We start from the raw sequence: 21,115 nt of genomic DNA on the forward strand, positions 1-21,115 counted from the left end.
CGCCACCGCGCATTTTCGAACAGGCCGACCGTCCGGCAGCCGGCGCGAGTGTCTCGCGCAAGCGGCTCATCGCCCTCGCATGCAACTGCGACACGCGCGACTCCGTTGACGCCAATCTCCTTCCCAATCGCTTCATCGTCGCCTCCTTGAAGTAGTAGAGGCTGACGATGCGGCGCTCGCGAGGGGAGAGCGGCGAGAGCGGCACGCACGGTGGTCGCGGACTTCTTTGTGCCCGAACTGCTGGTCTGGCGCCCGCGGTGAACCCGGCACCATCACAGCGGGAAGGGAGCCCGTGTCCACGTTGTCGCGGTTCGCGAGCGGCGACGTGGATTCAATCGTGGTGATTCTGAGGATGGTGCGTTCCAGTCGCGACTCGTCGGCGCCGACGCGCTTGGCGAGATCGGCTATGGAAGGCTCGGCGCCCCAATTCCCTGGCGCAGCGATTCGCGGGCGGCTTCGAGCTCGCGGCGAACTCGACGCACTCCGCGCGGCCAGGCATCCCGGCGCAGGGCATCAATCATGGCGCCGCGAACACGGCGCTCGGCGAACGTCTCAAACTTGATTCCGCGGCTTTCATCAAAGCGATGCGCCGCGTCCATCAACCCCAACACCCCGTCTGCACCAAATCGCTGACAGCGACTGAATTTGGCATGGTGGACGCCAACCGTCGGGCCATCGATTCCACGAATGGCAGTGTGGCGACAACACGGTCGTTCTGGTGATCGGCGAGGGGCGCGCGTTGCATGTAAAACCTCCGAAATTGAGCCGGCGGTGGTTGCCGGCATGGAGGTGTAGGGCAACAGCGGTGCCAATTCGTGAGACGAATAAAACACGAATATGGCATATCGCGCGATTCTGCCTATAAGTTGTTTATTTACAGCTATTTAGATTGAAAATGCCGTGGTGTGAAGCCGTGTGCAGTGGTGTGCCGAACCACGCTTATTCGGTCAAATTAATGACGCCATCGCCGCCAAGTGTCAATAATTTATCGTCACGCGGGCGGGAGGGCGGCGCCCGGATGCGCTGGGTAGTTCGAATGGCGTCCACGGTGCTGGCCACGACCTGGCCGGCGCGGGCCCGGTGTGTGTCTTCCAGCAGGCGGTGTTCGAGCAACTCCGGCGTTCGCCAGGATGATCCCGGAGTTGATTGTTCAGGAGGTGGAACAGTTGATTCAGGTCATTTTGCGTGGGCGCGACCTGCGGCGTGAGTGCGGTCATGGTCTCAAGCCGACCGGCGCACGGTGGCGTCGTCGCCCTGTTGTTGTGGCGGTGCGGAAACTGAGTCGGCGCGGTCGGGTGCGACGCCATCCCGCCAGAGGGTGTCGGTGAAGATGCGCACGGAAACCGCCCGGCGGTTCTCACGTATTGCACCTTTCCACTGGCCATCCAGTTGTAGATGGTGCGGCGGCTGACGCCGACCACATCACAGGCGCGGGGGATTGAAACGGTGGTGCGTTCAAGCATACGTCCGGAACTATCGGCAGGCCTTTCCGAAAACTGTAGAACCTGTCTCGGAAACGTCGCCGGACGATTGACGCTGCGGGGTCTGGATGTCAACATGTCGTCATCCCTTCAATGTCTTCTGACACCAGTCCTCGACTTCACCTCCTGTTGGTTGATGACGAGGAGGCTTTCAGAGATGTAATCGCCGAGCGGCTTGCCGATCACGGGTATCGGGTTGAGCAGGCGGGAGCGGGAGAGCAGGCGGTGGCCCGCCTCAGCGAGTTTGCGTTCGACATCCTGCTGACCGACTTGCGGCTGCCTGGCGTTGACGGCCGGCAGGTGCTTGACGAGGCGTTTGCGCGGTATCCCGACATTATTGCGGTGGTGATCACCGGGTTCGGCACGGTGCGCGAGGCTGTGGAAGTGACGCGCCTGGGGGCCGAAGGTTTCATCACCAAGCCTTTCCAGTTCGAGGAATTGCTGCACGCGTTGTCCACGGCGGTGGAGAAGCGGCGGTTGCGTTCAGAGAACGCGACCTGCGCGAACAACTGCGCGGACGGTTTCATCTTGGCGGCATCATCGGCCAGGCTGCTCCCGTGGTGCGCATGCTGGAGCTGATCCAGACCGTTGCGGGCACGTCGAGCACGGTACTGATCACTGGCGAGACCGGCACAGGAAAAGAGTTGGCCGCGCGCGCCATTCACGATGCGAGCCCACGACGGCAGCAGCGGTTCATGGCGATCAACTGCAGCGCCATTCCCGAAACGCTGCTTGAAGCCGAACTGTTCGGTCATGTGCGTGGCGCGTTTACCGGCGCGGTGGCGAATCGGCAGGGCCGGCTTGAGCAGGCCAATCGGGGCACGCTGTTCCTGGATGAAGTGGGCACCATGAGCCTGCCGCTGCAGGTGAAGTTGCTGCGGACGATTCAGTCGCGCGAGTTTGAACGTGTTGGCGAATCGCAGTCGATCAAAGTGGACGTGCGCATCATTGCCGCGACGAACTCAGACTTGAAACAGATGGTGGTGGACGGGACGTTTCGAGAGGATCTGCACTACCGGCTCAACGTGATCCCCGTGCACGTGCCGGCGTTGCGCGACAGACGGTCGGACGTGCCGCTGCTGGCGCAGCACTTTCTGGATCGATTGAGCCAGGAGTCGCCCGCGCGTGGACGGGTCACGATTGCGCAGGACGCGCAGCAGGCACTGATGGCGTATCACTGGCCGGGCAATGTGCGGCAGCTCGAGAATGTGATGGAGCGGGCGTTTGCGCTGTCGCCGGGACGCGCACAGCTCGAGTTGGCGGATATGTCTGACGAAATTCTGGCCGTGCCCGCCCAGGTGGCAGCCGAGCCAGAGGCGCTGCCCACTGACGGTGTTGACTTTGACGCGCTCGTGGCGCAGTTTGAACATGGCCTGATTCGTCGCGCGTTGGAACAGGGTGGCGGCAACAAACGAGTGGCCGCGGACCTGCTGAAGATTAAACGCACCACCTTGATAGAGAAACTCAAACGCCTGGAGCGTTCCTGAATATGCCTCCGTCACATTCATTCTGGGTCATTCTGATCGGCAAGACGCCCACGTCGTTTCGCGCGAAGGAGCGTGAGGATCTGGTGCCCACGCTTCGGCAGCTGCAACGCACACAAACCGACGTCACGCTGCGTTGGTTTGAGCGCGGGAAGGTGTGGAGTCGCCGGAAGCGGCCATTGGTGCGTCCAAGCTCGCTGAGACCGAGGCGCGAGAAAAGCGCACCAAGGAGTGGCGGCCCGGCGGCGAGCATCGCGACCCCAGGGCTCGATTTGAAATGACGCGCGATCAGAAACGCGCGAAGTTCAAGCGGGAGCAGTCGGGTGGCGACGGACCGAAGTCCGAGTCGCCGTTTGGCCCACGGCCACCGCGTGAGGATCGGGCGCGTCCTGATCGCCCACGCCCGGATCGCCCCACTTCCGATCGCCCGCGTTCCGATCGGCCATGGTCCGACCGCAAGAAGCCAGACGGGCGCCCGCCGCGGCCGCCGTTTGACCGCGCCAAGCCCGACCGGCCTCGATCAGACCGGCCCTGGTCAGACCGGCCGAAGTCTGATCGCCCGGGCTCGGATCGGCCGCGGGGCCGCACAGACAGGCCCTGGTCGCCTGGCGGACCACCGCGGCCGCGTGAAGATCGGCCGCCCGCGCGCAGCCCGTTTCCAGACCGAGGACCACGTCCGCCTCGGCGCGACGACCGCGAGGGCGGTGAGGGAAGACCGCCGCGCAGGGACCGGCCGACGGGGCCTCCCATGGAGAATCCCTTCGGCGAGCGGCCAAAACGCGATCAAGGTGGGGAACGGCGACGCCCCGACTCGGGTCGACCAGGCCGTCCGCCGGCCGGTCGCGGCGGCGGCTTCAAGCCACCCAAACGGCGCTCATGATCCTGCACGTCGTGTTCTACCAGCCCAAGGCCTCGGCTTCCGCTGGGGAGTTGGCGGAGTTGGTGGCCGCCATCGAGCGGGCGAGTCGTCGGATTCCGACCGTCCGCCAGGTCAGAGCCGGAAGAGCCAAGGACTTTGGGTTCGGCTATTCAGATAGGTCAGTAGGCCAAAAACTGGGCTATATGGCGGTATTTGAGTTTAGTGACCTTGATGGCCTCAAGGCATATCTCATGCACGATGAGCACACGGAACTCGCAAAACTCTTCTGGAGTGCTTGTGAAGAGACGATGATTGTGGATGTGGAGGCGGTGGACCCGAAGGTCCATGGGTTGTCTGAATTATTGGTCGAATAAGGTATTAACTGCCAATTAAGACAGTTTCACTTGAAACAAAGAATTTCGTGATGAGGTCCTTGAGTTCAGGAATCGACTTTGCGCTGTTGATTGCCACGCGCAACTGAGCTCCTCCGTCAAGGCCTTTGGTGTACCAGGAGCCCAACGCGCGGAGTTTGTTGATGACCCAGCGTTCACGGCCGCGCGCCTCGGGCGGTGGGCCTTCGACCTGGCCAGGGGCGGTGTGGCGGAAGCCGGTGGCCTCGCTGACCCGCTCATCGATCAGCAAATCCATGTAATCGAGCAGGAATTGCCCGCGGGCCTCGATCGGAACCGGCCTGGGCACTCGTCCCATCGCAGCATCGGTCGCCTGCTGAAAGATCCAGGGGTTGCGCAGCGCGCCACGACCCACCAGGACGCCCGCCACGCTCGATTCGCGCAGTCGCGCCACGATCTGGTCTGGTTCAACGCAGTCGCCAGATCCAAACACAGGGATGGAGACGCCTGCCGCCACCTGGGCAATCAGGGTCCAGTCGGATTCGCCCGAATACGATTGCGCTGCTGTGCGGCCGTGAACCGCAACAGCCGCCGCGCCGGCATCCTGCGCCATGCGCGCCAGCAGCGGCGCGTTGATGTCGTGTTCATTCCACCCGGCGCGCATCTTCACCGTGACTGGAATTTTGACGGCCTTCGCCATCGCACTGATGATGCTCGCTGCGTGCGACGGTTCGCGCATCAGGCTGCATCCGGCGTGGTGTTTGGCGATCTTCGGCACCGGGCATCCCATGTTGATGTCCACGATGTCGGCGCCCATGCCTTCAACGATCTGCGCAGCGTCGGCCATCTTTGATGGATCGCCGCCGAAGATTTGAATGGAGACCGGACGCTCTTCTTCGGTACTCGGCGTACTCAAGTGTGCGGTCGATGCCGCGCACCAGACCTTCGGAGCTGACCATTTCGGTCACCACGAGGCCGCAGCCACCCTGACGTTTGACCAGGCGCCTGAACGCGGTGTCGGTCATGCCCGCCATCGGGGCCATTACCACCGGCGAGTGCAGGCTGACGGTGCCGATTCTCGGCACGTCAGTCCACTTTCTTCTGCGATGCGCGGTACTGCTCGTAGAGCTTCTTCAGGTCTTCGTCTTTCCACTCGATGATGGCCTGTCCGCGCAGGCTCTCGACAAACTTGAGCATCTCCACCTGGCTGCGTTCACCCTGCACCTTGTCGCCAACCTGGTTACGCACTACCTCGAACGGCTCGACGGTTGATTCGTCTTTCAGTTCGACCTTCAGCAGTTGATAACCCGTCGGTGTGCGGAGGGGTTCCGCGATCTCTCCGGTCTTCATCGGCCCCAGGAGCTTGCGCGCAACCCTTCGGCCAGCTCATTCAAGTTGAGCGGCCCGATCAATCCGCCGTTGGCCTTGGATCCCGACTGCGAAAACTCGGTGACGAGCGTCGCGAAGTCTTCGCCCTTGAGCGCACGCTCGCGAGCGGCATTGATCTTTGCAAGCGCGGCTTCGTCCAGCGCTACATTCACCACCTGCTCGCCCGCGCGAGCTTCGCTCGGCACGAGCACCGAAATCTCACGCACCGTGATCATCGTTGGCTTCATGAACTCGTCGGGGTGAGCGCGATAGTACTGGCGGGCTTCTTCTTCAGTAATCGCAATGCGCGGCGCCACGTCGCGCGACATCACGCCCTGACTCAGGTATTCCTTCTCAAGCCGCTTGCGAAGAATCTCCATGGTCATGCCCTGTTGCTGCATGGCCAGCTGGAAGGTCTTGTCGTCGAGCTGATTGTCTTTCTTGATGCCCTCGATGTAGTCCTTGAACTGGGCGTCACTCAGCCGAAGGCCCAGCTCTCGGCCCCGCTGGATCACGATCAGATAGTCCACAGCGTTGGCGATGATCTCGGGCGTGATCTTGATCAATTGCTCGCGAAGGGCCGCATCGTTCTGCAGATCCATCGGCGTCAGCTCACGCTGAGCCTGCTCGCGCAGTGCCTCGATCTGCAGTTCTTCGAGCTCGGTTTTGGTGAAGATGGCCCCGTTGACCTTCACCAGCACCTTCTGCAACACCACGGGCCTGGACTGCACCGCCGGAGCCGGCGCCTGCGCGGCCAGCACACCCGCCGACGCCACTGCCAGCGCGACCGCGCTCATCACTATTCGCTTCATCAAAATGCCTGCTTCCTGTCCACTGATCTTATATCGGAGGCCGGGTCACTCTTCGGAGGCCGGGTCTTTAGACCCGGCGTGCATGCCGGACCTGAAGGTCCGGCCTCCGAAACCCAGTCCCGTCGTCAACCCTTACCCCGTCAGCCCGCGCCCGAGTTCCTCGAGCACCTGCCGCACCCGTTCAAACACACCGCCTGGCGCCCTTGGGTCCGTCGGCGCCTCGGCCAGAATCTCTTCCCGGGTGAACCCCGTGGTGACCTCGCCGGTCGTCGCTCGGGTGGTCCACCACGATTCTCGGCCCGGCGCCACATCTGGCGTCTTGATCCGCCCTGTCGTCTTTGGATTCAGACGCCCGGGCGGCGGTACAGTCGGTTTAACCACCGCAGGGGTGGGCCGCAACACCGGTTTGGTCATATCGAGCTTGAGGATCGCAGGCGGTAAAAGCGTCAAATCACCTCTGGTTTGGACCATTTTAAGCAGCCAAACAGGGTCTAATTTGGCAGACTGTCTGAACTTGAACACTACTGCCTGGCCTTCACGCTCCAGGGTCTCCAGGCCCAGCCTATCAGCCATCGTTCGGATCTTCGCGTATTCGGCTATATTTAGCACTGTTTCTGGCAATAGCCCATAACGATCGCCAAGTTCGGCAATTAACTCGTCAACTTCAGGCACGGTCCTGGTGTTAGCCAGGCGTCGGTAGGCCGCCAGTCGCTGGTTCATATCGGGGATGAACTGCTCGTCAATCCTGAGGTTGAGCTTCAGATTCACGGCGGTCCGGCGGTCATCCTCGATGTCTTCGCCCTTCAGCTCCCGGAATGGTCTCTTCGAGAAGCTTCTGTACATGTCGAATCCGACAGCTTCGATGTGCCCGCTCTGCTGGCCGCCCAGGAGATTTCCAGCGCCGCGGATTTCAAGGTCGAGGGCCGCAATCCGGAAGCCCGACCCGAGGTCGCTGAATTCGCGAATCGCCGCCAAACGCTTCCTGGCTATCGGCGACAGCGACTGTTCGGGCGGAATCAGCAGGTACGCATAGGCCCGCCGGTCCGATCGCCCCACTCGTCCTCGCAGCTGATACAGCTGCGACAGGCCATACCGATCGGCGCGGTTAATCACGATGGTGTTCGCGTTCCCGATATCGAGGCCGTTTTCGACGATGGTGGTGGAGACGAGGACGTCGCATTTGTGGGCGACAAAGTCGACCATGACCTTTTCCAGCTCGCCGTCGCCCATCTGGCCGTGGCCAATACCAATCCGCACGTCGGGCACCAAACGCTGAATCAGCCCGGCGATGGAGAAGATCGACTCCACGCGGTTGTGGACGAAATACACCTGGCCGCCTCGCTCAATCTCGGTCCTGATCGCGCGGGTGATCACGTCCTGGTCAAACTTCACCACGTGCGTCTGAATCGAGAGCCGGTCGCGTGGCGGTGTCTCAATCACCGACATGTCGCGGATCCCCACCAGCGACATGTTCAACGTCCGCGGGATCGGCGTCGCGGTCATTGTCAGCACATCGACCTTCTTGCGAATCTGCTTCAGCCGTTCCTTGTGCACCACGCCGAATCGCTGCTCTTCATCCACCACCAGCAGGCCGAGGTCGCGAAACGCCACGTCTTTCGACAGCAGGCGATGCGTGCCAACGATGATGTCGAGTTGGCCTGACGCGAGTTTCTCGAGCGAGGCCTGCTGCTCTGACTTGCTGCGGAAGCGGCTCACCCTGTCGATGCGAACAGGAAGCCGGCGAACCGGTCCTTCAACGTGCGCTCGTGCTGAAACGCCAGCACCGTGGTAGGCGCAAGGAACGCGACTTGTTTTCCGTCCATCACGGCTTTGAACGCCGCGCGCATGGCGACTTCGGTCTTGCCGTAACCAACGTCGCCGCAGAGCAGGCGGTCCATCGGCATCGTGGATTCCATGTCTTTGGAAATATCCGCGATTGCCGACTGCTGGTCGGGCGTGAGCACATACTCAAACGCATCGTCGAACTCGTGCTGCCAGTGTGAGTCGGGTGTGAATGCGTGGCCGACCACGGCCTTGCGCGCGGCGTAGAGCTTGAGCAGCTCCTCGGCCATGTCGCGCATCGCCTTCTTGACGCGCGTCTTGGCTTTTTCCCAGGTCGCGCCACCCAGCTTGTCGAGGTGGGTGCGGCGCCGCCGGGTATTTTTGAACCAGGTCGAGCCGATCGAGCGGCACGAAGAGTTTGTCTTCGCCGGCGTAACGCAGTTCCATGAACTCCTGCGCTTCGCCCCCAGGGCCGATGGCCATTTTCTTGAGCCCGACGAACCGGCCAATGCCGTTGTCGATGCACGACCAGGTCGTCCACTTTGAGGTCGCGGAAGTCCGAGACAAACGTGCGCACAGCCGACTTTCGGCGCTCGCTGCTGCTGCGGCGTTCCTCGTCGAACAGGTCGGTCTCTGCGAACAGCAGCAGGTTGCCGGTGGGGAGGTGGAAGCCGCGCGACAGGTGGCCGGTGGTGACCAGCACTGTCGCCCGGGCCATATCTTCGTTGTCGCCGATGACGCGGCCACGCACTTCGTAGTCGGCCAGCAGCTCGATGGTGCGTTCAGCGCGACCCGGCGTGGCCGCGATAAAGACGACGGTGTCGCCGCGTTCGCGGGCCTGTCGAATTTCTTCGACCCAGTCGCCGATGCGGCCTCGATATTCAAGCACCGGCTGACATGGCACGTGCACTTCACCAGCGGTATCGTCGAGCGCCAGTTGCGTAAGGCGGGAACCGCGCTCGAGCCACGCTTCCAGATCGGCCCAGGCCAAGGCGAAGTATTCGTACGGCAACGCCATCGCGTTCTTGGCAGCCGCATCCTCCGCGCTCAACCGCCACTGTTCTTCAAGTCCACGCCCTCGCGACGCCACGTCGTCCAACTCGTAGATCAGCAGCGTGGCACCAGCGCGCCTGACATAGTCGATGAAGGTGGCGGAGCGGTCGTTATCATCAGCGGCTGGCGCCGCTTCGTCGTGTCTGGCGGACGCTCGCGCGGCCTCGTCGTGTAGGGAATTTCGTAGGGCGGCGTGAACCTCAACGCCGCCGATCTTGGGCATCAATTCCCGTTGCGGCGTCAGCGTGAGCGAGTCGAGCGCCTTGAGCGAGCGCTGCGTTGCGGCGTCGTATCGGCGGACAGACTCGATGATGTCGCCGATGAACTCCAGGCGAATCGGTTGTTCCTCCGAGGTCGGATACAGATCGACGACGCCCCCGCGGACGAAAAACTCGCCGTGTTGATCGACCGGGTCCTCCGACGTGAAGCCGGCGACGGCCAGGCGTTCGCGCAGTTCGTGGACGGGAATCTCGACGCCGGGTTTCAGGATGATGGTGGCGGCCGCCAGCCGAGATGGGTCGGTGAGCCTGGGCGGCAGCGCCCGTGCGGAGGCGATCACCAGTTGGGCCGTGCCCGTGGCCAACGCGGCCAGAGCTCGTGCGCGCGCCGAGGCCACCTGAAGGTGTGGCGCGAGCCCGCGGTACGGATCCACTTCCTGGGAGGGGAAGGGCAGTACGGCCTGTTCAGCCTGTGAATCCGACAGACCTTTCATCACGCCCAGGAAAAACCGGGCGTCCTGGGTGACTTGTTCCACGTCCTGGTCGGTGGGTACCACCAGAACGACGGGGCCGTCCTGAGCCAGTGCGGAGGCGTGGAACGCCACAGCACCTGGGCCAAGGCCGGCCAGGCGCGGAAGCGATCGGGAAAGGCCGGCTCTGGTGGCGGCCGACTTCAGCAGCGATCGGAACGCGAGGGACGCTGACGGATGAAGCACGAAAGAGAACACTCCATCCTAGCAGGTGCGGAAGTTGGGAACTTAGGAACTGGGGAAGTTAGGAACTGCCCTTCACCTTTTCAATGATCGAGGTTGTGGACCAGCCCTGTTCCACGGGCATCAGGATGACCTTGCCGCCTCGGGCCTCAACTGTGTCGCGGCCGACGATCTTGTCTGGCGCCCAGTCGGCGCCTTTCACCAGCACATCGGGTTGAATGGCCTTGATGATCTCGGCGGGCGTCTCCTCGTCAAAAACCACCACTGCGCTCACGCACGCCAGCGCGTCCAGCACCTCGGCCCGTTCGGCCTCAGGCGTGAGGGGTCTTGTAGGTCCCTTGATCGCGCTGACCGACCGGTCGGAGTTGATGGCAACGATGAGCACGTCGCCTTCGGCCCGGGCCGCTTGCAGGTACCGGACGTGACCTGGGTGGAGCAGGTCGAACACGCCGTTGGTGTACGCGATGCGCTGGCCGGCGGCGCGCGCGCGCTCAGCCCATGCGGCGGCTTCGGATCTGGACGAGAGGACCACCAATGAAGGTTATCGCAAGTGCCAGAGCGTTTGCCGTGTGCATGCAGCGTAGCTGGGCCTGTGCGCGCGGAACGTAGCTCGGCCTGTTCTTCAAGGCCGAGGATTATGCGCTAAGCGTAGAATCGGCCCATGTCACCGCGTCGAACGCGCCTGGCCGTCGAAAGGCGAGAGGCGGCCGTCAGCAAGCTGGCGGCCAACCTGAAGACGCGTCATTCTCCGCGACTGACGATGTTGGGTGTCGTGTCGTGCGCGGCCGGCGCGGGATTCCTGGCCTCGGCGGTCATGTTGTGGATGGGCTTGCGGTACATGCCGGTGCGATATGCGCTGGCGGGCATGGCCGGTTACGGCGTCTTTCTTGCCATGATGAACGTGTGGCTGGGCCGTCATGCGAGGGTCTCGACGTTCGAGCGCGTGACGGACGTCGTCAACCCTTTGGATGTCCCAGGTGATGTGTTCCTCGGCGGGTCAAGAGCCGCTGGACGCGTGGCGGACGGGCTCTTCAAGGGGGGCCGGTCAGGTGGCGCGGGCGCCAGCGCGTCGTTCGACGCGACCGGAGTTGCGCCGCAGATGCCGCCGGTGCCGCTGATGATGGGCGGCCCGGTGGAGAGGGGGAGTTCGAAAGGGTTCTCGCTGGACGACCTCGATCTGGACGAGGGCGCCAAGGTGCTTCCGCTGCTGGCAGTGGTCGCCATTGCGGCGGGGTTGATCGCGTGCGCGAGCGTGGTCTGGTCTGCGCCGCAGATGTTGGCTGAGTTGCTGGTGGATGGCGCGGTGGCAGGTGCGGCCTATCAGCGCTTGCGAGCCACGACCGTGGACTGGACGTTTGGGGTCATGCGCCGCACATGGCTCCCGGCGACATTCATCGTTGTGACGTTCGTGCTGCTGGGCTACGCGGGCCATTACTTCAGCCCAGGAGCGGATTCAATCGGGGACTTTTTCCGCTGAGATACAAAACGTGTGCGCGTGCTACCTGGGTATCCCGGTCGGCAAGTAGCCCATGCCCGCACCGTCGAGCCACATCAAGTCGTACTTCTCAGCCCACCACAGGACAAACTGCACCGGACTCTCGCCCGCATCGAAGGCGGCACGCAGGGGTTCAACCTCGCCGCACAGGTCGTTCCAGCTGCAGGCGAGGTTTGCCGTGCAGACGACGTCCACCTGTGCAGCCCATTCATCGAATGTCAGGCTCATGACTAGCGTGTCCTTGTAGGGGACTTTAGCATCGTCAAAGTCTAACCGGCTGCGACCTTCGCCGTCCGAAAGAGGCTGTCGGGCATCGCCTTACGCAAACGCCAAGTCACCGCAATTGGGCGGCTTCCCTGATGTGACATGTAGTCAGCAGCTCCAAGGAACGTGTAGCCGGCAGTTCTCCCGCCTTCGTATTTTCGATCGCGCACGAAGAGGAAGACGTTGGTGCCCTTGGTTCGCTGTTGAATGTACCGTCTGCCAGTGGGTGACTCAAGCGAAGTGATTGATTGAGATTCCCAGTGAAAGAGATCTGGAGAGATCGCGTAGTCACGGTACATCGTCGAGGGGGAGTAGTGCCTTTCCGTCTTCTCTAGCGTTATGAATAAGAGGTCACTCGTGGTCTCCGTGTCAAAGGAGACTCCCTCGCGTGGTTTGTGGGGTCGTGCGAATGTCATCTTGCCAAATGCCGTCATGATTTCAGCAAGGGAGGCCCTCGAGTGCACCGAGAGGGGGACTTTGTGGGTCCAGCGCATCTGGTTATCGAGGGCTTCTGGTATGTGGTCTGCTCTATCCTCGAGCACGTTGAATAGCTCGCTGAGTTCGTGGGCTACGGCTTGGTTGGCGTACAGTCGCGCGAACGAAACCTGGAGTGAGACGATCTCTCTGTTATGTGGCCAGAGTAGAAAATGAAGCCCCATCAACGCGCGGCCGGTGAAACTCGACGGATCAAAGTCCTCAGCTTCCAGCGCGCCAAGAGCGGCGCGTCGGTAGAGGTTTAGACGCCATGGGTCATCGACATGTAGGAGCCTTTGAAAGGCCGTTGCAAGGCGAACTTCGTCGGGACCCTGGTCATCGGCCAGGAGGCCTGCAGCGCGCTTGAGTCCCGACCAGGTCCAGCCGTTGACCCGATACACATCCTCGACCTCCAACGCAGCTGAATGAAGAAACTCCTTGAGATCGATGCCTCTAGGGTCACGGCCGGTCTGTCTCCACGAGTCGGCCAGCGCACGTAGTTCCGAGGCCAAACTAGCGAAAGTCCCTCCAACGCTTTGCTTGATGTTTCCCAGAACGATCTCTGAGGCGACTCGGTCCAACTGAATTGAGCATCCAGATGGGAGTCGCGGGAAGCCCTCCTCAACCTGGCGAATGAGATCAGGTCGATGACCTCCAACAAGGGCACGTAGCCTGAGATCGAATCGAAAGCGCCGGTGGGCTCCTCCAATAAAGTCAAGGACAGTCAAACAGGCCTTGGTGTCTGAACGCCTGAGACCGCGACCAAGTTGCTGCAAGAACACCAAAGCGCTTTCGGTTGGCCGCAAAAAAAGTACGGTATCTACTTGTGGCACGTCGACGCCTTCGTTAAAGAGGTCGACGCAAAACACGACATTCACTGAGCCATCCCTGAGGTTCCGCAGGGCCGACTCTCGCAGTTCAATCGGTGTATCACCGGACACTGCGACGGCCGGTAGACCCTGCCGATTGAACTCAGAGGCCATGAACTCGGCGTGCTTCACACTTACGCAGAAGCCAAGTGCGCGCATCCTGCGGGGGGCCGTTACTTTGCTACGAATTGCCTCGAGAATCATCGAGACTCGCGCCTGGTTGCCCGTGTACAGATTCTCTAGCCGGGGAATATCGTATCCACCACGAGACCATGGGATTTGTGACAAGTCGGTCTCGTCGTGGAGCCCAAAGTACTGGAATGGGCTCAGTAGACCGCGTTCCAGTGCATCCCACAGGCGCAATTCGACGGCAATTCGCCCGTCGAACCACTCAAGGATGCTTCGGCCGTCCGTTCGTTCAGGTGTGGCGGTAAGGCCGAGGAGCACCTTGGGCTGCAGGTGGCTTAGGAGACGCGAGTATGTGGTCGCGGCCGCATGGTGAAATTCATCCACGACCACCACGTCGAAGGTTTCGGGTGGAATCTCGGCAAGATCGATCTGTGCCAGCGACTGAATTGATGCGAAGACATGGCGGCCCTGCTGTGGCTTCCGCCCTTCTACCAGAAGCTCCCCGAATGCCCCGTCGCGCAAAACAGCCCGATAGGCCGCAAGGCTCTGGGACAGGATTTCCCGGCGGTGTGCAACAAACAGCAGACTTGGATCTTTGCGGGGTTGACGCAGCTGCAAATAGTCGAAAGCGGCGACCAGAGTCTTACCGGTTCCGGTCGCGGCTACGACGAGATTCTTGTGCCGACCATGTCGCTCCCTCTCAGTTTGGAGCTTCTCGAGCATTTCGCGTTGAAATGGCCAAGGTTGAAGATGGAAGTGAAATGTCGGAGCCGCGGCCTGGTCCTGGGGAGTGGCAATAGCGAGGTCGAAGCGATCGGCGTCACGTGCAGGGTCGTATGGCTCGTAGTCTTGATCGGCCCAATAGCTGTCAAAGGCCGCTCTGAACTTGTCAATCAGGCTTGGCGTTGAGGCCTGGGCCAGGCGTACGTTCCACTCAACTCCATCCAACATCGCGCTTTGCGTCAGATTCGACGAGCCGATAAATGCTGTTGAGTAGCCAGATAGTCGCTCAAAGAGCCACGCCTTGGCGTGCAATCGGGTGGTCCGGGTGTCGTAGGACACTCTGACTTCTGCACCGATCGAAACGAGCCAATCAAGTGCGCGTCGTCCGGTCGAACCAGTGTAGACAGTTGTGATAACTCTCAGTGGACGGCCCGCTCGACAGTGTTCCTGAAGGGCGGATTGGACCAATCGGACACCGGTCCATCGGATGAAAGCGCAGAGAAGGTCGATGCGATCTGCTGATTGAATTTCTCGTGCTATGGTGACGGCGACTGAGGGCTCACCTCTGGCGTTGACGAGCAAGTCGGGAGTCGACAAAGGAACCAGAGGCCGCTCAGTAGCGAGGACGGGGCCCAAGCCTCTCCCGAGTGCCCTGATTTCACGGAGGACCGACAGGGGAACCACGAGGTCAACTGCGCCACCGGCGTCATCGTCTGCATCCCCATCGCGCAGCCACTTCAGTAGGGCGTTGCAAAGCGTGGCCTGGCGCTCGAGCCTCTGCTCCTCTGGAATCGCCCTGAGGACACGCTCGATAATTTGTCGCACATGTTCGGCTACCGCGATGTGCGCTTCGGCTGGATCCGGTGATTCTTTCGCGACACGAGAGGGATCCAGCCTCTCGAGTAGTCTGCTCAGTTCATCAGTGATCAGGCGGTCGTACAGGCCGGGAACCGGTTCGTGGGGCACTGGCGGCCTAGTCTAAGGTGTTTTCGACAGATGGGTGCATATCGTCCCAGGCCCAAGCCCAGGACCTCCGGACGAACTGACGCGGTTTTCAGCCGGCGTGCGGGTCGCCGGGCCGCCCGACTGCGAGCGACGCGACGGCGGTAGCCTGAAAAACGACGCGGAAGGGGGAGAGGCCGCGTGGGATAGGGACCCACGCGCTGGACACGAGACGATTGCCCTGGAGCGCCGTTTTTGCGCGGCGTCGAGCCGGAGGGTGGCACGGCGACACGCACGGCGGCTGAAAACTTCGATCGCGGCCTTGAGATTCAGGCCGCGCTACGAAATGCCTGCCAGGCGCCAAGAGACCCTTCAGTCCTTCATGCCTCGTGTCGACCTTTCGGGACACGCCTCGTGAAAGCCTGGCGGCTGAAAACCCTACTTGGGCGGTTTGAACCGGATCGCGGTGGAGAAGTCCCAGTGGTGTTTCGGCCGGTAGATGCCGCCATCCTTGATACGGGACTTTACGCGGAAGGTGTGTAGCAGCCGATGGTAGTCGTACGGGGCGCCGTCACGTTTATGCACCGCGACGTCCAGCTTGTAGGTGCCCTCAACGAGGTCGAGTGAATCCACCGTGAGGGTGACCGTGGCCTCGCCCTCAAGGCGATCCGACTCGAGTTCTTCGATATCAGGTGTTGGTGCCATAGACCATGGCGCCATCGGCGGTGAACAGGCCGATGCCAAACACAAAGTCTCGCACCGGAGCCGCAGCCTTCACTCCAAGAATCACGCGCATCTGTTCCCCGGTGTGGAACACGTGCGTAGACTGGCCGTTGGCATCCTGGAAATCCACCGACGCGATTTCCACGCCGCCAGATCCCCAGCGGCCTTCGCCCGCCTGATTCATGTCGCCGAAGTGACTCTCGGCCTCCACTGGACCAGCCGGCGTGGCCTGTCCGGCACCGCCGGCATCGTGCTTCGCCTTTTCATCCGACGCCGCGAGGAACCGCTCTTCCTGACGAGCCACGTCCGTGACATACGTGCCAACCACGCGCGTGGGATCGCCCTCGGCCTTCTTCTCGCCCGCGTCGAGCCACACGGCTTCGTCGCAGAATCGGTCGACGAGTCCCAGCGAGTGCGTCACCAGCAGGATGGTTTTACCGCGCCGCTTGAACTCACCAAACTTGTCCAGGCACTTGTGCGTGAAGCCCTCGTCGCCAACCGCCAGGACCTCGTCCACAAGCAGCACGTCGGGATCCACGTGAATCGCCACGGCAAAACCCAGGCGCATGCATGCCGGACGAGTAGGGTTTCACCGGCGCGTCGATGAACTCGGTGAGCTCGGCAAATTCCACGATCTCGTCGAAGCGCCTTGTGATCTCCTTCTTCGTCAGGCCCAGCATGATGCCGTTGATGAAGACGTTTTCCCGGCCGGAGATCTCCGGGTGAAACCCGGCGCCCAGTTCAATGAGCGCCGAGATGCGGCCCTCTACATGGACTGTGCCAATAGTGGGTTTGGTGATGCCGGCCACCAGTTTCAACGCGGTGCTCTTGCCCGATCCGTTCCGGCCGACCACGCCATAGGTGCAGCCCTTCGGCACGGTGAACGACACGTCCTTCAGCGCCTGGAAACGTCTCCTCAGGCCTGAGCTTGCGGACGAGATCCCCTGAAAGCAGCGCTCTTCAGCGTGGAAAACTGACGGCCGCCATACCGGCGATAGATCTTGCTGACGTGATCAAGCGTAATGGCCGTCGAGTTCACACGGCCTCCGAGAACGAATCACGCAGGCGATCGAAGATCCAGTAGGCCGCAAAAAACAAGATAATCGAGGCCCCACCCAGCGCGAGCAGCCACCACTTGTGACCGAAAGGGCCATCGAAAAACAGGATCTTGATAGGAGATCGCGAGGTGGGTGAACGGATTCAGGTCGAAGTAGTTCTTGTACTCGGGATATTGCTGGTAGGAGTAGATGATGGGTGTGGTGAAGAACCAGAAGGTGAGCAGGTTCGAGACAAGATCTTTGACATCGCGGAAGTGCACGGAAAGTGCGGAAAGCAGCAGTGCGAGCGCCGCCGTAAAAATAAACTGGACGACCAGAGCAACCAGGAACCAGGAAGTTCAATCCAGTCTGGTGTCACGCCGTAATAGATCGTGAAGATGGCCAGAATCGGCAAGCCCAGTAGAAAGTGCGCCATGTTCGAACAGATGGTCACAATCGGAAGAACTTCTGCCGGGAACAACACCTTCTTGATCAAATTGCCGCCGGAGATTAACGACCCGGTCGCCTCGTTCATCGACGACTGAAACCAGGTCCACGGCAGCAGCCCGGTAAACATGAACACGGCGTACGGCTGGATGCCTTGTGTGCGGTTCTCCAGGAGTGTGGCGAACACGAAGCTGTAGATCAGCAACAACATCAGGGGTTCAAACGACCAGAAGAACCCCAGCATCGATCCCCCAGCACGCGCCTTCAGATCACGCGCCACCAGACTCTGGATGAGGCCGCGATACCGAAGAAGCTGTCCGAGGTTATGCCACATCGCCCGCGGCGTCGACCTCGACGAGAATCACCGTGATGTTGTCGGGACCGCCGGCGGCGTTGGCCGCATTGATCAGCGACTGCGCGCACGCAGCCAGATCGCCCGGCTTGTTCATCAGCTCACTCAGTCGGGCCGGTGGTATCACCGAGGACAACCCGTCGGAACACATCAGCAGGCGATCCCCGGCCTTCAGATCCACTTCCTTGATGTCCACTTCGGGATCAACGCCGCCCGAAATGGCGCGCGTCACCACATTCCGCCACGGATGCCGCTGGGCATCGTCATCCGTGAGCACGCCGGCGCGCACCTGCTCGCCCACCCACGAATGGTCGTCCGTCAGCTGCCGCAGCTTGCCCTCACGCCACTGGTAGGCGCGACTGTCACCAACGTGCGCCACCTGCGCCATGCCCGCAGGTTGCAGCAGAATCGCGACGGCCGTGGTCGCCATGCCCTTGAGCTCGGGATCCGCACCAATGGCCGACGCCACGCGCTGGTTGGCCAGGCGAAGCGCGGCGATCAGGCGGTTGGCCGCCAGCGAATGCGCCGTATCAAAGGGAAGGGCCAGGTCTGATTGAGGTCCGCGTTGCGGTGTCGTCGATGAACTGTTCGATCACCTGCACGGTCAGGCGCGACGCCACCTCGCCGGCTTCGTGGCCACCCATGCCGTCGGCCACCACGTACAGACCCAGGTCCTGGCGCTCTCGGAACGCATCTTCGTTGCTCTCGCGTCGAAGGCCCGTATGGGTGACGGCGACCGAGGTAATTTGCGGCATCAGGTCAGCCGCGGGTCCGCGCGTGTTGTGATACCTGCAGGCGTGTGATCGCCCGCAGCAGCGCGATGCGAGCGCGCTCGTAGTCCATTTCCGACACGCCGCCCTTGACGACTTCGGCCAGTCGTTCTTCGGCGCGCCGCTTGGCAGACTGGGCGCGTTCCAGATCGATGTCGTCGGCCTTTTCGGCGATACGCGCCAGGATGGTCACACGGTCTGGAAGAATCTCGGCAAATCCGAAACCGACAAAGCCGTGAAACTTCTCGGTGCCTTTCCGGTACCACATCTCGCCCACCTTCAGGCTGACGAGCATGGGGGTGTGTCCCGGCAGGACTCGAGGAACCCTTCCTCGCCGGGCAGCTGCAGCTCGTCCACTTCGTCGTGGACGATCGCACGCTCCGGCGTGACGAATTCAAGGCGTAAGGTCGTGGGGATGGCCATGGAACGTCTTTACTGCTTCTTCGACCGTTCGATGACTTCGTCAATCGTGCCGGCCAGATAAAACGCCTGTTCCGGAATGTCGTCGTGTTTGCCCTCGACAATTTCCTTGAAGCCGCGCACCGTCTCGGCAACGGTGACATACGCGCCCTTGAGGCCGGTGAACTGTTCGGCCACGAAGAACGGCTGCGACAGGAACTTCTGGATCTTGCGCGCGCGCGACACCGTGAGCTTGTCGTCTTCCGACAGTTCGTCGATGCCGAGGATGGCGATGATGTCCTGCAGGTCCTTGTAGCGCTGCAGAATCTGCTTCACCTGACGGGCCACGTTGTAGTGTTCGTCGCCGATGACGCGCGGGTCGAGAATGCGCGAGGTGGACGCGAGCGGATCCACGGCCGGGTAAATGCCAAGTTCGGCAATGGCGCGCGACAGGTTCGTCGTGGCGTCAAGGTGCGCAAAGGTGGTGGCCGGCGCCGGGTCGGTGTAGTCGTCGGCGGGCACGTAGATGGCCTGCACCGATGTGATCGATCCCTTGCGCGTGGACGTGATGCGTTCCTGCAACTCGCCCATTTCCGACAGCAGCGTGGGCTGGTAACCGACGGCGGACGGCATGCGGCCCAGGAGCGCCGACACCTCGGAACCGGCCTGCGTGAACCGGAAGATGTTGTCGATGAACAGGAGCACGTCCTTGCCTTCGGCATCGCGGAGCCATTCGGCCACGGTGAGCGCCGACAGCGCCACGCGCAGACGCGCACCCGGCGGCTCGGTCATCTGGCTGCATATGCGCGCAGCGCGCGACTTGGCCGGGTCGTTCGGGTCGATAACGCCGCTCTCCTGGAATTCCAGCCAGAGGTCGTTACCTTCACGCGTGCGTTCGCCGACGCCGCCGAACACCGACACGCCGCCGTGTTTCACGGCGATGTTGTGGATGAGTTCCTGGATGATGACGGTCTTGCCGACGCCGGCGCCACCGAACAACCTGATCTTGCCGCCCGTGAGATACGGTTCGAGCAGGTCGATGACCTTGATGCCCGTCTCGAACATTTTCAGTTCAGTTGACTGCTCTTCAAGCGTCGGCGCCTCGCGGTGAATGGGCCACCGCTCGGCGGATTCCACCGGACGATCCGGAAAGTCCACCGGTTCGCCCAGCACGTTGAGCACGCGCCCCAGCGTCTGGGGACCCACCGGCATCGAGATGGGGCCGCCCTGGTCGGTGGCGTCCATGCCGCGCTGCAATCCGTCCGTCGCTTTCATCGCGACGGTACGCACCCGGTTTTCACCCAGGTGCTGCTCCACTTCGACGATGACGTCAACGGTGTTGGTGCCGGCCTGTCCGGTAATACGGACGGCGTTGTAGATGGCCGGCAGATCGCCACCGGCGAATTCGATGTCCACGACGGGCCCGATGATCTGGACGACCTTGCCAACCTTCACTGCTGTTGCAACTGACATGTGATCCTCGTTAGCTCTTGCTTCTACTGTGCCTGCGACCCAGACACCACTTCGATGATTTCTCTGGTGATGGCGGCCTGGCGCACCTTGTTCATGGTGAGCGTCAGCCCCTCGATCATGTCTGCGGAGTTACGCGTGGCCGCATCCATCGCGGTCATGCGGGCGGCATGTTCGGCCGCCGACGACTCCAGCAGCGCTCGCAACACCTGCGCTTCCACCAACCGCGGCAGCAGTTCGTCGAAAAATCCGCTGCGGCGAGGCTCGTACAGGTAGTCCACGGTGCCGGCTTCGTTCTTGCCTACTTCAATCGGCTCCATCGGCAGCAACTGCTCAACCACCAGGTTCTGCTGCATCACCGACTTGAACTCGTTGTAGACCAGGTGCACGCTGTCTACCTTGCCCGCGATGAAGTCTTCCATCGCCGGCTGCGCCACGGCTTCGGCCTCGGCAAACCCGATCACCTCTGGCATCGCGGTATTCCGAACCGGATCGGGAAGCCGCGCCGTCCCAAGGCCTTCGCGTCCCTTCTTGCCCACCAGCCCGAGCGCGATCTCGCGACCTTTGTGTTCACGCAGGTAGACGCCCACGGTCTTGACGATGTTGGTGTTGAAGCTGCCGCACAGTCCCTTGTCGCTGCTCGCGACGATGAGCAGTGTCTTGCCTGTTTTGACGCCGGCGAGCTGCGCCGAGCAGCGGGTGATGCGACTGATCGACGCGCGCGGCAATGCTCGCCAGCACGTGCCTGGCCTGCTTCGCGAACGGGCGCGTGCCCATCACGCGCTTCCTGGGCGCGACGCAGCTTTGACGCGGCGACCATCTTCATCGCCTTCGTAATCTGCGTGTTCTGACGGCGCGGATGCGCCGCCGCATGTCAATTAGTGAAGGCATCCCTCACACC

25 protein-coding genes and 3 pseudogenes are annotated in these 21,115 nt (G+C 61.9%); 7 read left to right on the forward strand and 21 right to left on the reverse strand.

The genetic code is table 11. From position 1 onward, the window contains the following. The coding region (locus IPL75_12900; GenBank protein ID MBK9241134.1) for a FliA/WhiG family RNA polymerase sigma factor at positions 1-205 on the reverse strand (205 nt) is incomplete at its 3' end. Between the two features lie 199 nt (positions 206-404). Then, positions 405-599, reverse strand: coding sequence for a hypothetical protein (locus IPL75_12905; protein MBK9241135.1), 195 nt, complete (start codon positions 597-599; stop codon positions 405-407). 975 nt (positions 600-1,574) lie between these two features. Between IPL75_12905 and IPL75_12910 the strand changes: the two genes are divergently transcribed. The 4 genes from IPL75_12910 (at position 1,575) to IPL75_12925 (ending at position 4,198) form a co-directional block, all read left to right on the forward strand. Continuing rightward, positions 1,575-2,060, forward strand: a complete 486-nt coding sequence (locus IPL75_12910) for a response regulator (GenBank protein MBK9241136.1) — start codon at positions 1,575-1,577, stop codon at positions 2,058-2,060. Then, positions 2,039-2,968 carry a sigma 54-interacting transcriptional regulator gene (locus IPL75_12915; protein ID MBK9241137.1) on the forward strand — a complete coding sequence of 310 codons (930 nt, stop codon included), beginning with the start codon at positions 2,039-2,041 and terminating at the stop codon, positions 2,966-2,968. Before IPL75_12910 ends, IPL75_12915 begins: the two co-directional genes overlap by 22 nt. A gap of 2 nt (positions 2,969-2,970) precedes the next feature. Beyond that, complete coding sequence (locus IPL75_12920; GenBank protein ID MBK9241138.1) at positions 2,971-3,246, forward strand: hypothetical protein; 276 nt, start codon at positions 2,971-2,973, stop codon at positions 3,244-3,246. 595 nt (positions 3,247-3,841) lie between these two features. Then, positions 3,842-4,198: a Dabb family protein gene (locus tag IPL75_12925; GenBank protein ID MBK9241139.1), complete on the forward strand. Its 357-nt coding sequence runs from the start codon at positions 3,842-3,844 to the stop codon at positions 4,196-4,198. Positions 4,199-4,202: 4 nt separating this feature from the next. On the opposite strand, the gene IPL75_12930 is transcribed toward IPL75_12925, so the two are convergent. The 7 genes from IPL75_12930 to IPL75_12960 form a co-directional block, all read right to left on the reverse strand. Beyond that, positions 4,203-5,090, reverse strand: a complete 888-nt coding sequence (locus IPL75_12930) for a tRNA-dihydrouridine synthase (GenBank protein ID MBK9241140.1) — start codon at positions 5,088-5,090, stop codon at positions 4,203-4,205. Beyond that, positions 4,996-5,259 (reverse strand): tRNA-dihydrouridine synthase, encoded by a 264-nt coding sequence (locus tag IPL75_12935; GenBank protein ID MBK9241141.1) that lies wholly within the window; start codon positions 5,257-5,259, stop codon positions 4,996-4,998. Before IPL75_12935 ends, IPL75_12930 begins: the two co-directional genes overlap by 95 nt. A gap of 1 nt (position 5,260) precedes the next feature. Beyond that, a complete protein-coding gene (locus IPL75_12940; protein MBK9241142.1) occupies positions 5,261-5,524 on the reverse strand; it encodes a hypothetical protein in 264 nt (87 codons plus the stop codon). Beyond that, on the reverse strand, positions 5,521-6,354 hold the full coding sequence (locus IPL75_12945) for a SurA N-terminal domain-containing protein (protein ID MBK9241143.1): 834 nt from the start codon (positions 6,352-6,354) through the stop codon (positions 5,521-5,523). The genes IPL75_12940 and IPL75_12945 overlap by 4 nt, the downstream gene beginning before the upstream one ends. A 132-nt stretch (positions 6,355-6,486) precedes the next feature. Then, the gene (locus IPL75_12950) at positions 6,487-8,070 is read right to left on the reverse strand and encodes a hypothetical protein (protein MBK9241144.1); all 1,584 of its coding nucleotides are present in this window, start codon (positions 8,068-8,070) and stop codon (positions 6,487-6,489) included. After that, entirely contained in the window at positions 8,067-8,318 is a 252-nt protein-coding gene (locus IPL75_12955) for a DEAD/DEAH box helicase (protein ID MBK9241145.1), read from the reverse strand. Before IPL75_12955 ends, IPL75_12950 begins: the two co-directional genes overlap by 4 nt. Before the next feature lie 4 nt (positions 8,319-8,322). Then, positions 8,323-9,174 (reverse strand): hypothetical protein, encoded by an 852-nt coding sequence (locus IPL75_12960; GenBank protein MBK9241146.1) that lies wholly within the window; start codon positions 9,172-9,174, stop codon positions 8,323-8,325. A gap of 208 nt (positions 9,175-9,382) precedes the next feature. Here IPL75_12960 and IPL75_12965 point away from each other — a divergent pair, with 208 nt between their 5' ends. Then, on the forward strand, positions 9,383-9,883 hold the full coding sequence (locus IPL75_12965; GenBank protein MBK9241147.1) for a hypothetical protein: 501 nt from the start codon (positions 9,383-9,385) through the stop codon (positions 9,881-9,883). Between the two features lie 51 nt (positions 9,884-9,934). Further along, positions 9,935-10,111 (forward strand): hypothetical protein, encoded by a 177-nt coding sequence (locus IPL75_12970; GenBank protein ID MBK9241148.1) that lies wholly within the window; start codon positions 9,935-9,937, stop codon positions 10,109-10,111. 70 nt (positions 10,112-10,181) lie between these two features. Here IPL75_12970 and rfaE2 read toward each other — a convergent pair whose 3' ends face one another. Beyond that, positions 10,182-10,655 carry a D-glycero-beta-D-manno-heptose 1-phosphate adenylyltransferase gene (gene rfaE2 / locus IPL75_12975; protein MBK9241149.1) on the reverse strand — a complete coding sequence of 158 codons (474 nt, stop codon included), beginning with the start codon at positions 10,653-10,655 and terminating at the stop codon, positions 10,182-10,184. A gap of 126 nt (positions 10,656-10,781) precedes the next feature. Between rfaE2 and IPL75_12980 the strand changes: the two genes are divergently transcribed. Further along, entirely contained in the window at positions 10,782-11,597 is an 816-nt protein-coding gene (locus IPL75_12980) for a hypothetical protein (GenBank protein MBK9241150.1), read from the forward strand. A gap of 21 nt (positions 11,598-11,618) precedes the next feature. Here IPL75_12980 and IPL75_12985 read toward each other — a convergent pair whose 3' ends face one another. The 11 genes and pseudogenes from IPL75_12985 to atpG all read right to left on the reverse strand — a co-directional run bounded on the left by IPL75_12985 (position 11,619) and on the right by atpG (position 21,105). Beyond that, on the reverse strand, positions 11,619-11,843 hold the full coding sequence (locus tag IPL75_12985) for a hypothetical protein (GenBank protein MBK9241151.1): 225 nt from the start codon (positions 11,841-11,843) through the stop codon (positions 11,619-11,621). A gap of 41 nt (positions 11,844-11,884) precedes the next feature. Continuing rightward, entirely contained in the window at positions 11,885-15,040 is a 3,156-nt protein-coding gene (locus IPL75_12990) for a DUF3427 domain-containing protein (GenBank protein ID MBK9241152.1), read from the reverse strand. Positions 15,041-15,454: 414 nt separating this feature from the next. After that, a complete protein-coding gene (locus tag IPL75_12995) occupies positions 15,455-15,721 on the reverse strand; it encodes a hypothetical protein (protein MBK9241153.1) in 267 nt (88 codons plus the stop codon). Continuing rightward, positions 15,705-16,680 (reverse strand): annotated as a pseudogene (locus tag IPL75_13000) (ABC transporter ATP-binding protein). The gene IPL75_12995 and the pseudogene IPL75_13000 overlap by 17 nt, the downstream one beginning before the upstream one ends. A 94-nt stretch (positions 16,681-16,774) precedes the next feature. Then, a pseudogene (locus IPL75_13005) lies at positions 16,775-17,557 on the reverse strand (ABC transporter permease). Further along, positions 17,547-18,044, reverse strand: a complete 498-nt coding sequence (locus tag IPL75_13010) for a serine/threonine-protein phosphatase (protein ID MBK9241154.1) — start codon at positions 18,042-18,044, stop codon at positions 17,547-17,549. Before IPL75_13010 ends, IPL75_13005 begins: the two are co-directional and overlap by 11 nt. Before the next feature lie 61 nt (positions 18,045-18,105). Then, positions 18,106-18,330 carry a protein phosphatase 2C domain-containing protein gene (locus tag IPL75_13015; protein MBK9241155.1) on the reverse strand — a complete coding sequence of 75 codons (225 nt, stop codon included), beginning with the start codon at positions 18,328-18,330 and terminating at the stop codon, positions 18,106-18,108. Positions 18,331-18,334: 4 nt separating this feature from the next. Continuing rightward, positions 18,335-18,640: a F0F1 ATP synthase subunit epsilon gene (locus tag IPL75_13020; GenBank protein MBK9241156.1), complete on the reverse strand. Its 306-nt coding sequence runs from the start codon at positions 18,638-18,640 to the stop codon at positions 18,335-18,337. Beyond that, positions 18,625-18,768 carry a hypothetical protein gene (locus tag IPL75_13025; GenBank protein ID MBK9241157.1) on the reverse strand — a complete coding sequence of 48 codons (144 nt, stop codon included), beginning with the start codon at positions 18,766-18,768 and terminating at the stop codon, positions 18,625-18,627. Before IPL75_13025 ends, IPL75_13020 begins: the two co-directional genes overlap by 16 nt. Positions 18,769-18,777: 9 nt before the next feature. Beyond that, positions 18,778-20,217 (reverse strand): F0F1 ATP synthase subunit beta, encoded by a 1,440-nt coding sequence (gene atpD, locus IPL75_13030; GenBank protein ID MBK9241158.1) that lies wholly within the window; start codon positions 20,215-20,217, stop codon positions 18,778-18,780. A gap of 23 nt (positions 20,218-20,240) precedes the next feature. Continuing rightward, positions 20,241-21,105 (reverse strand): annotated as a pseudogene (gene atpG, locus IPL75_13035) (ATP synthase F1 subunit gamma). Between the last annotated feature and the right edge of the window lie 10 nt (positions 21,106-21,115).

The organism is Acidobacteriota bacterium, from assembly GCA_016716905.1.
In the GTDB taxonomy this organism is placed as follows: Bacteria; Acidobacteriota; Vicinamibacteria; order Vicinamibacterales; family SCN-69-37; genus SYFT01.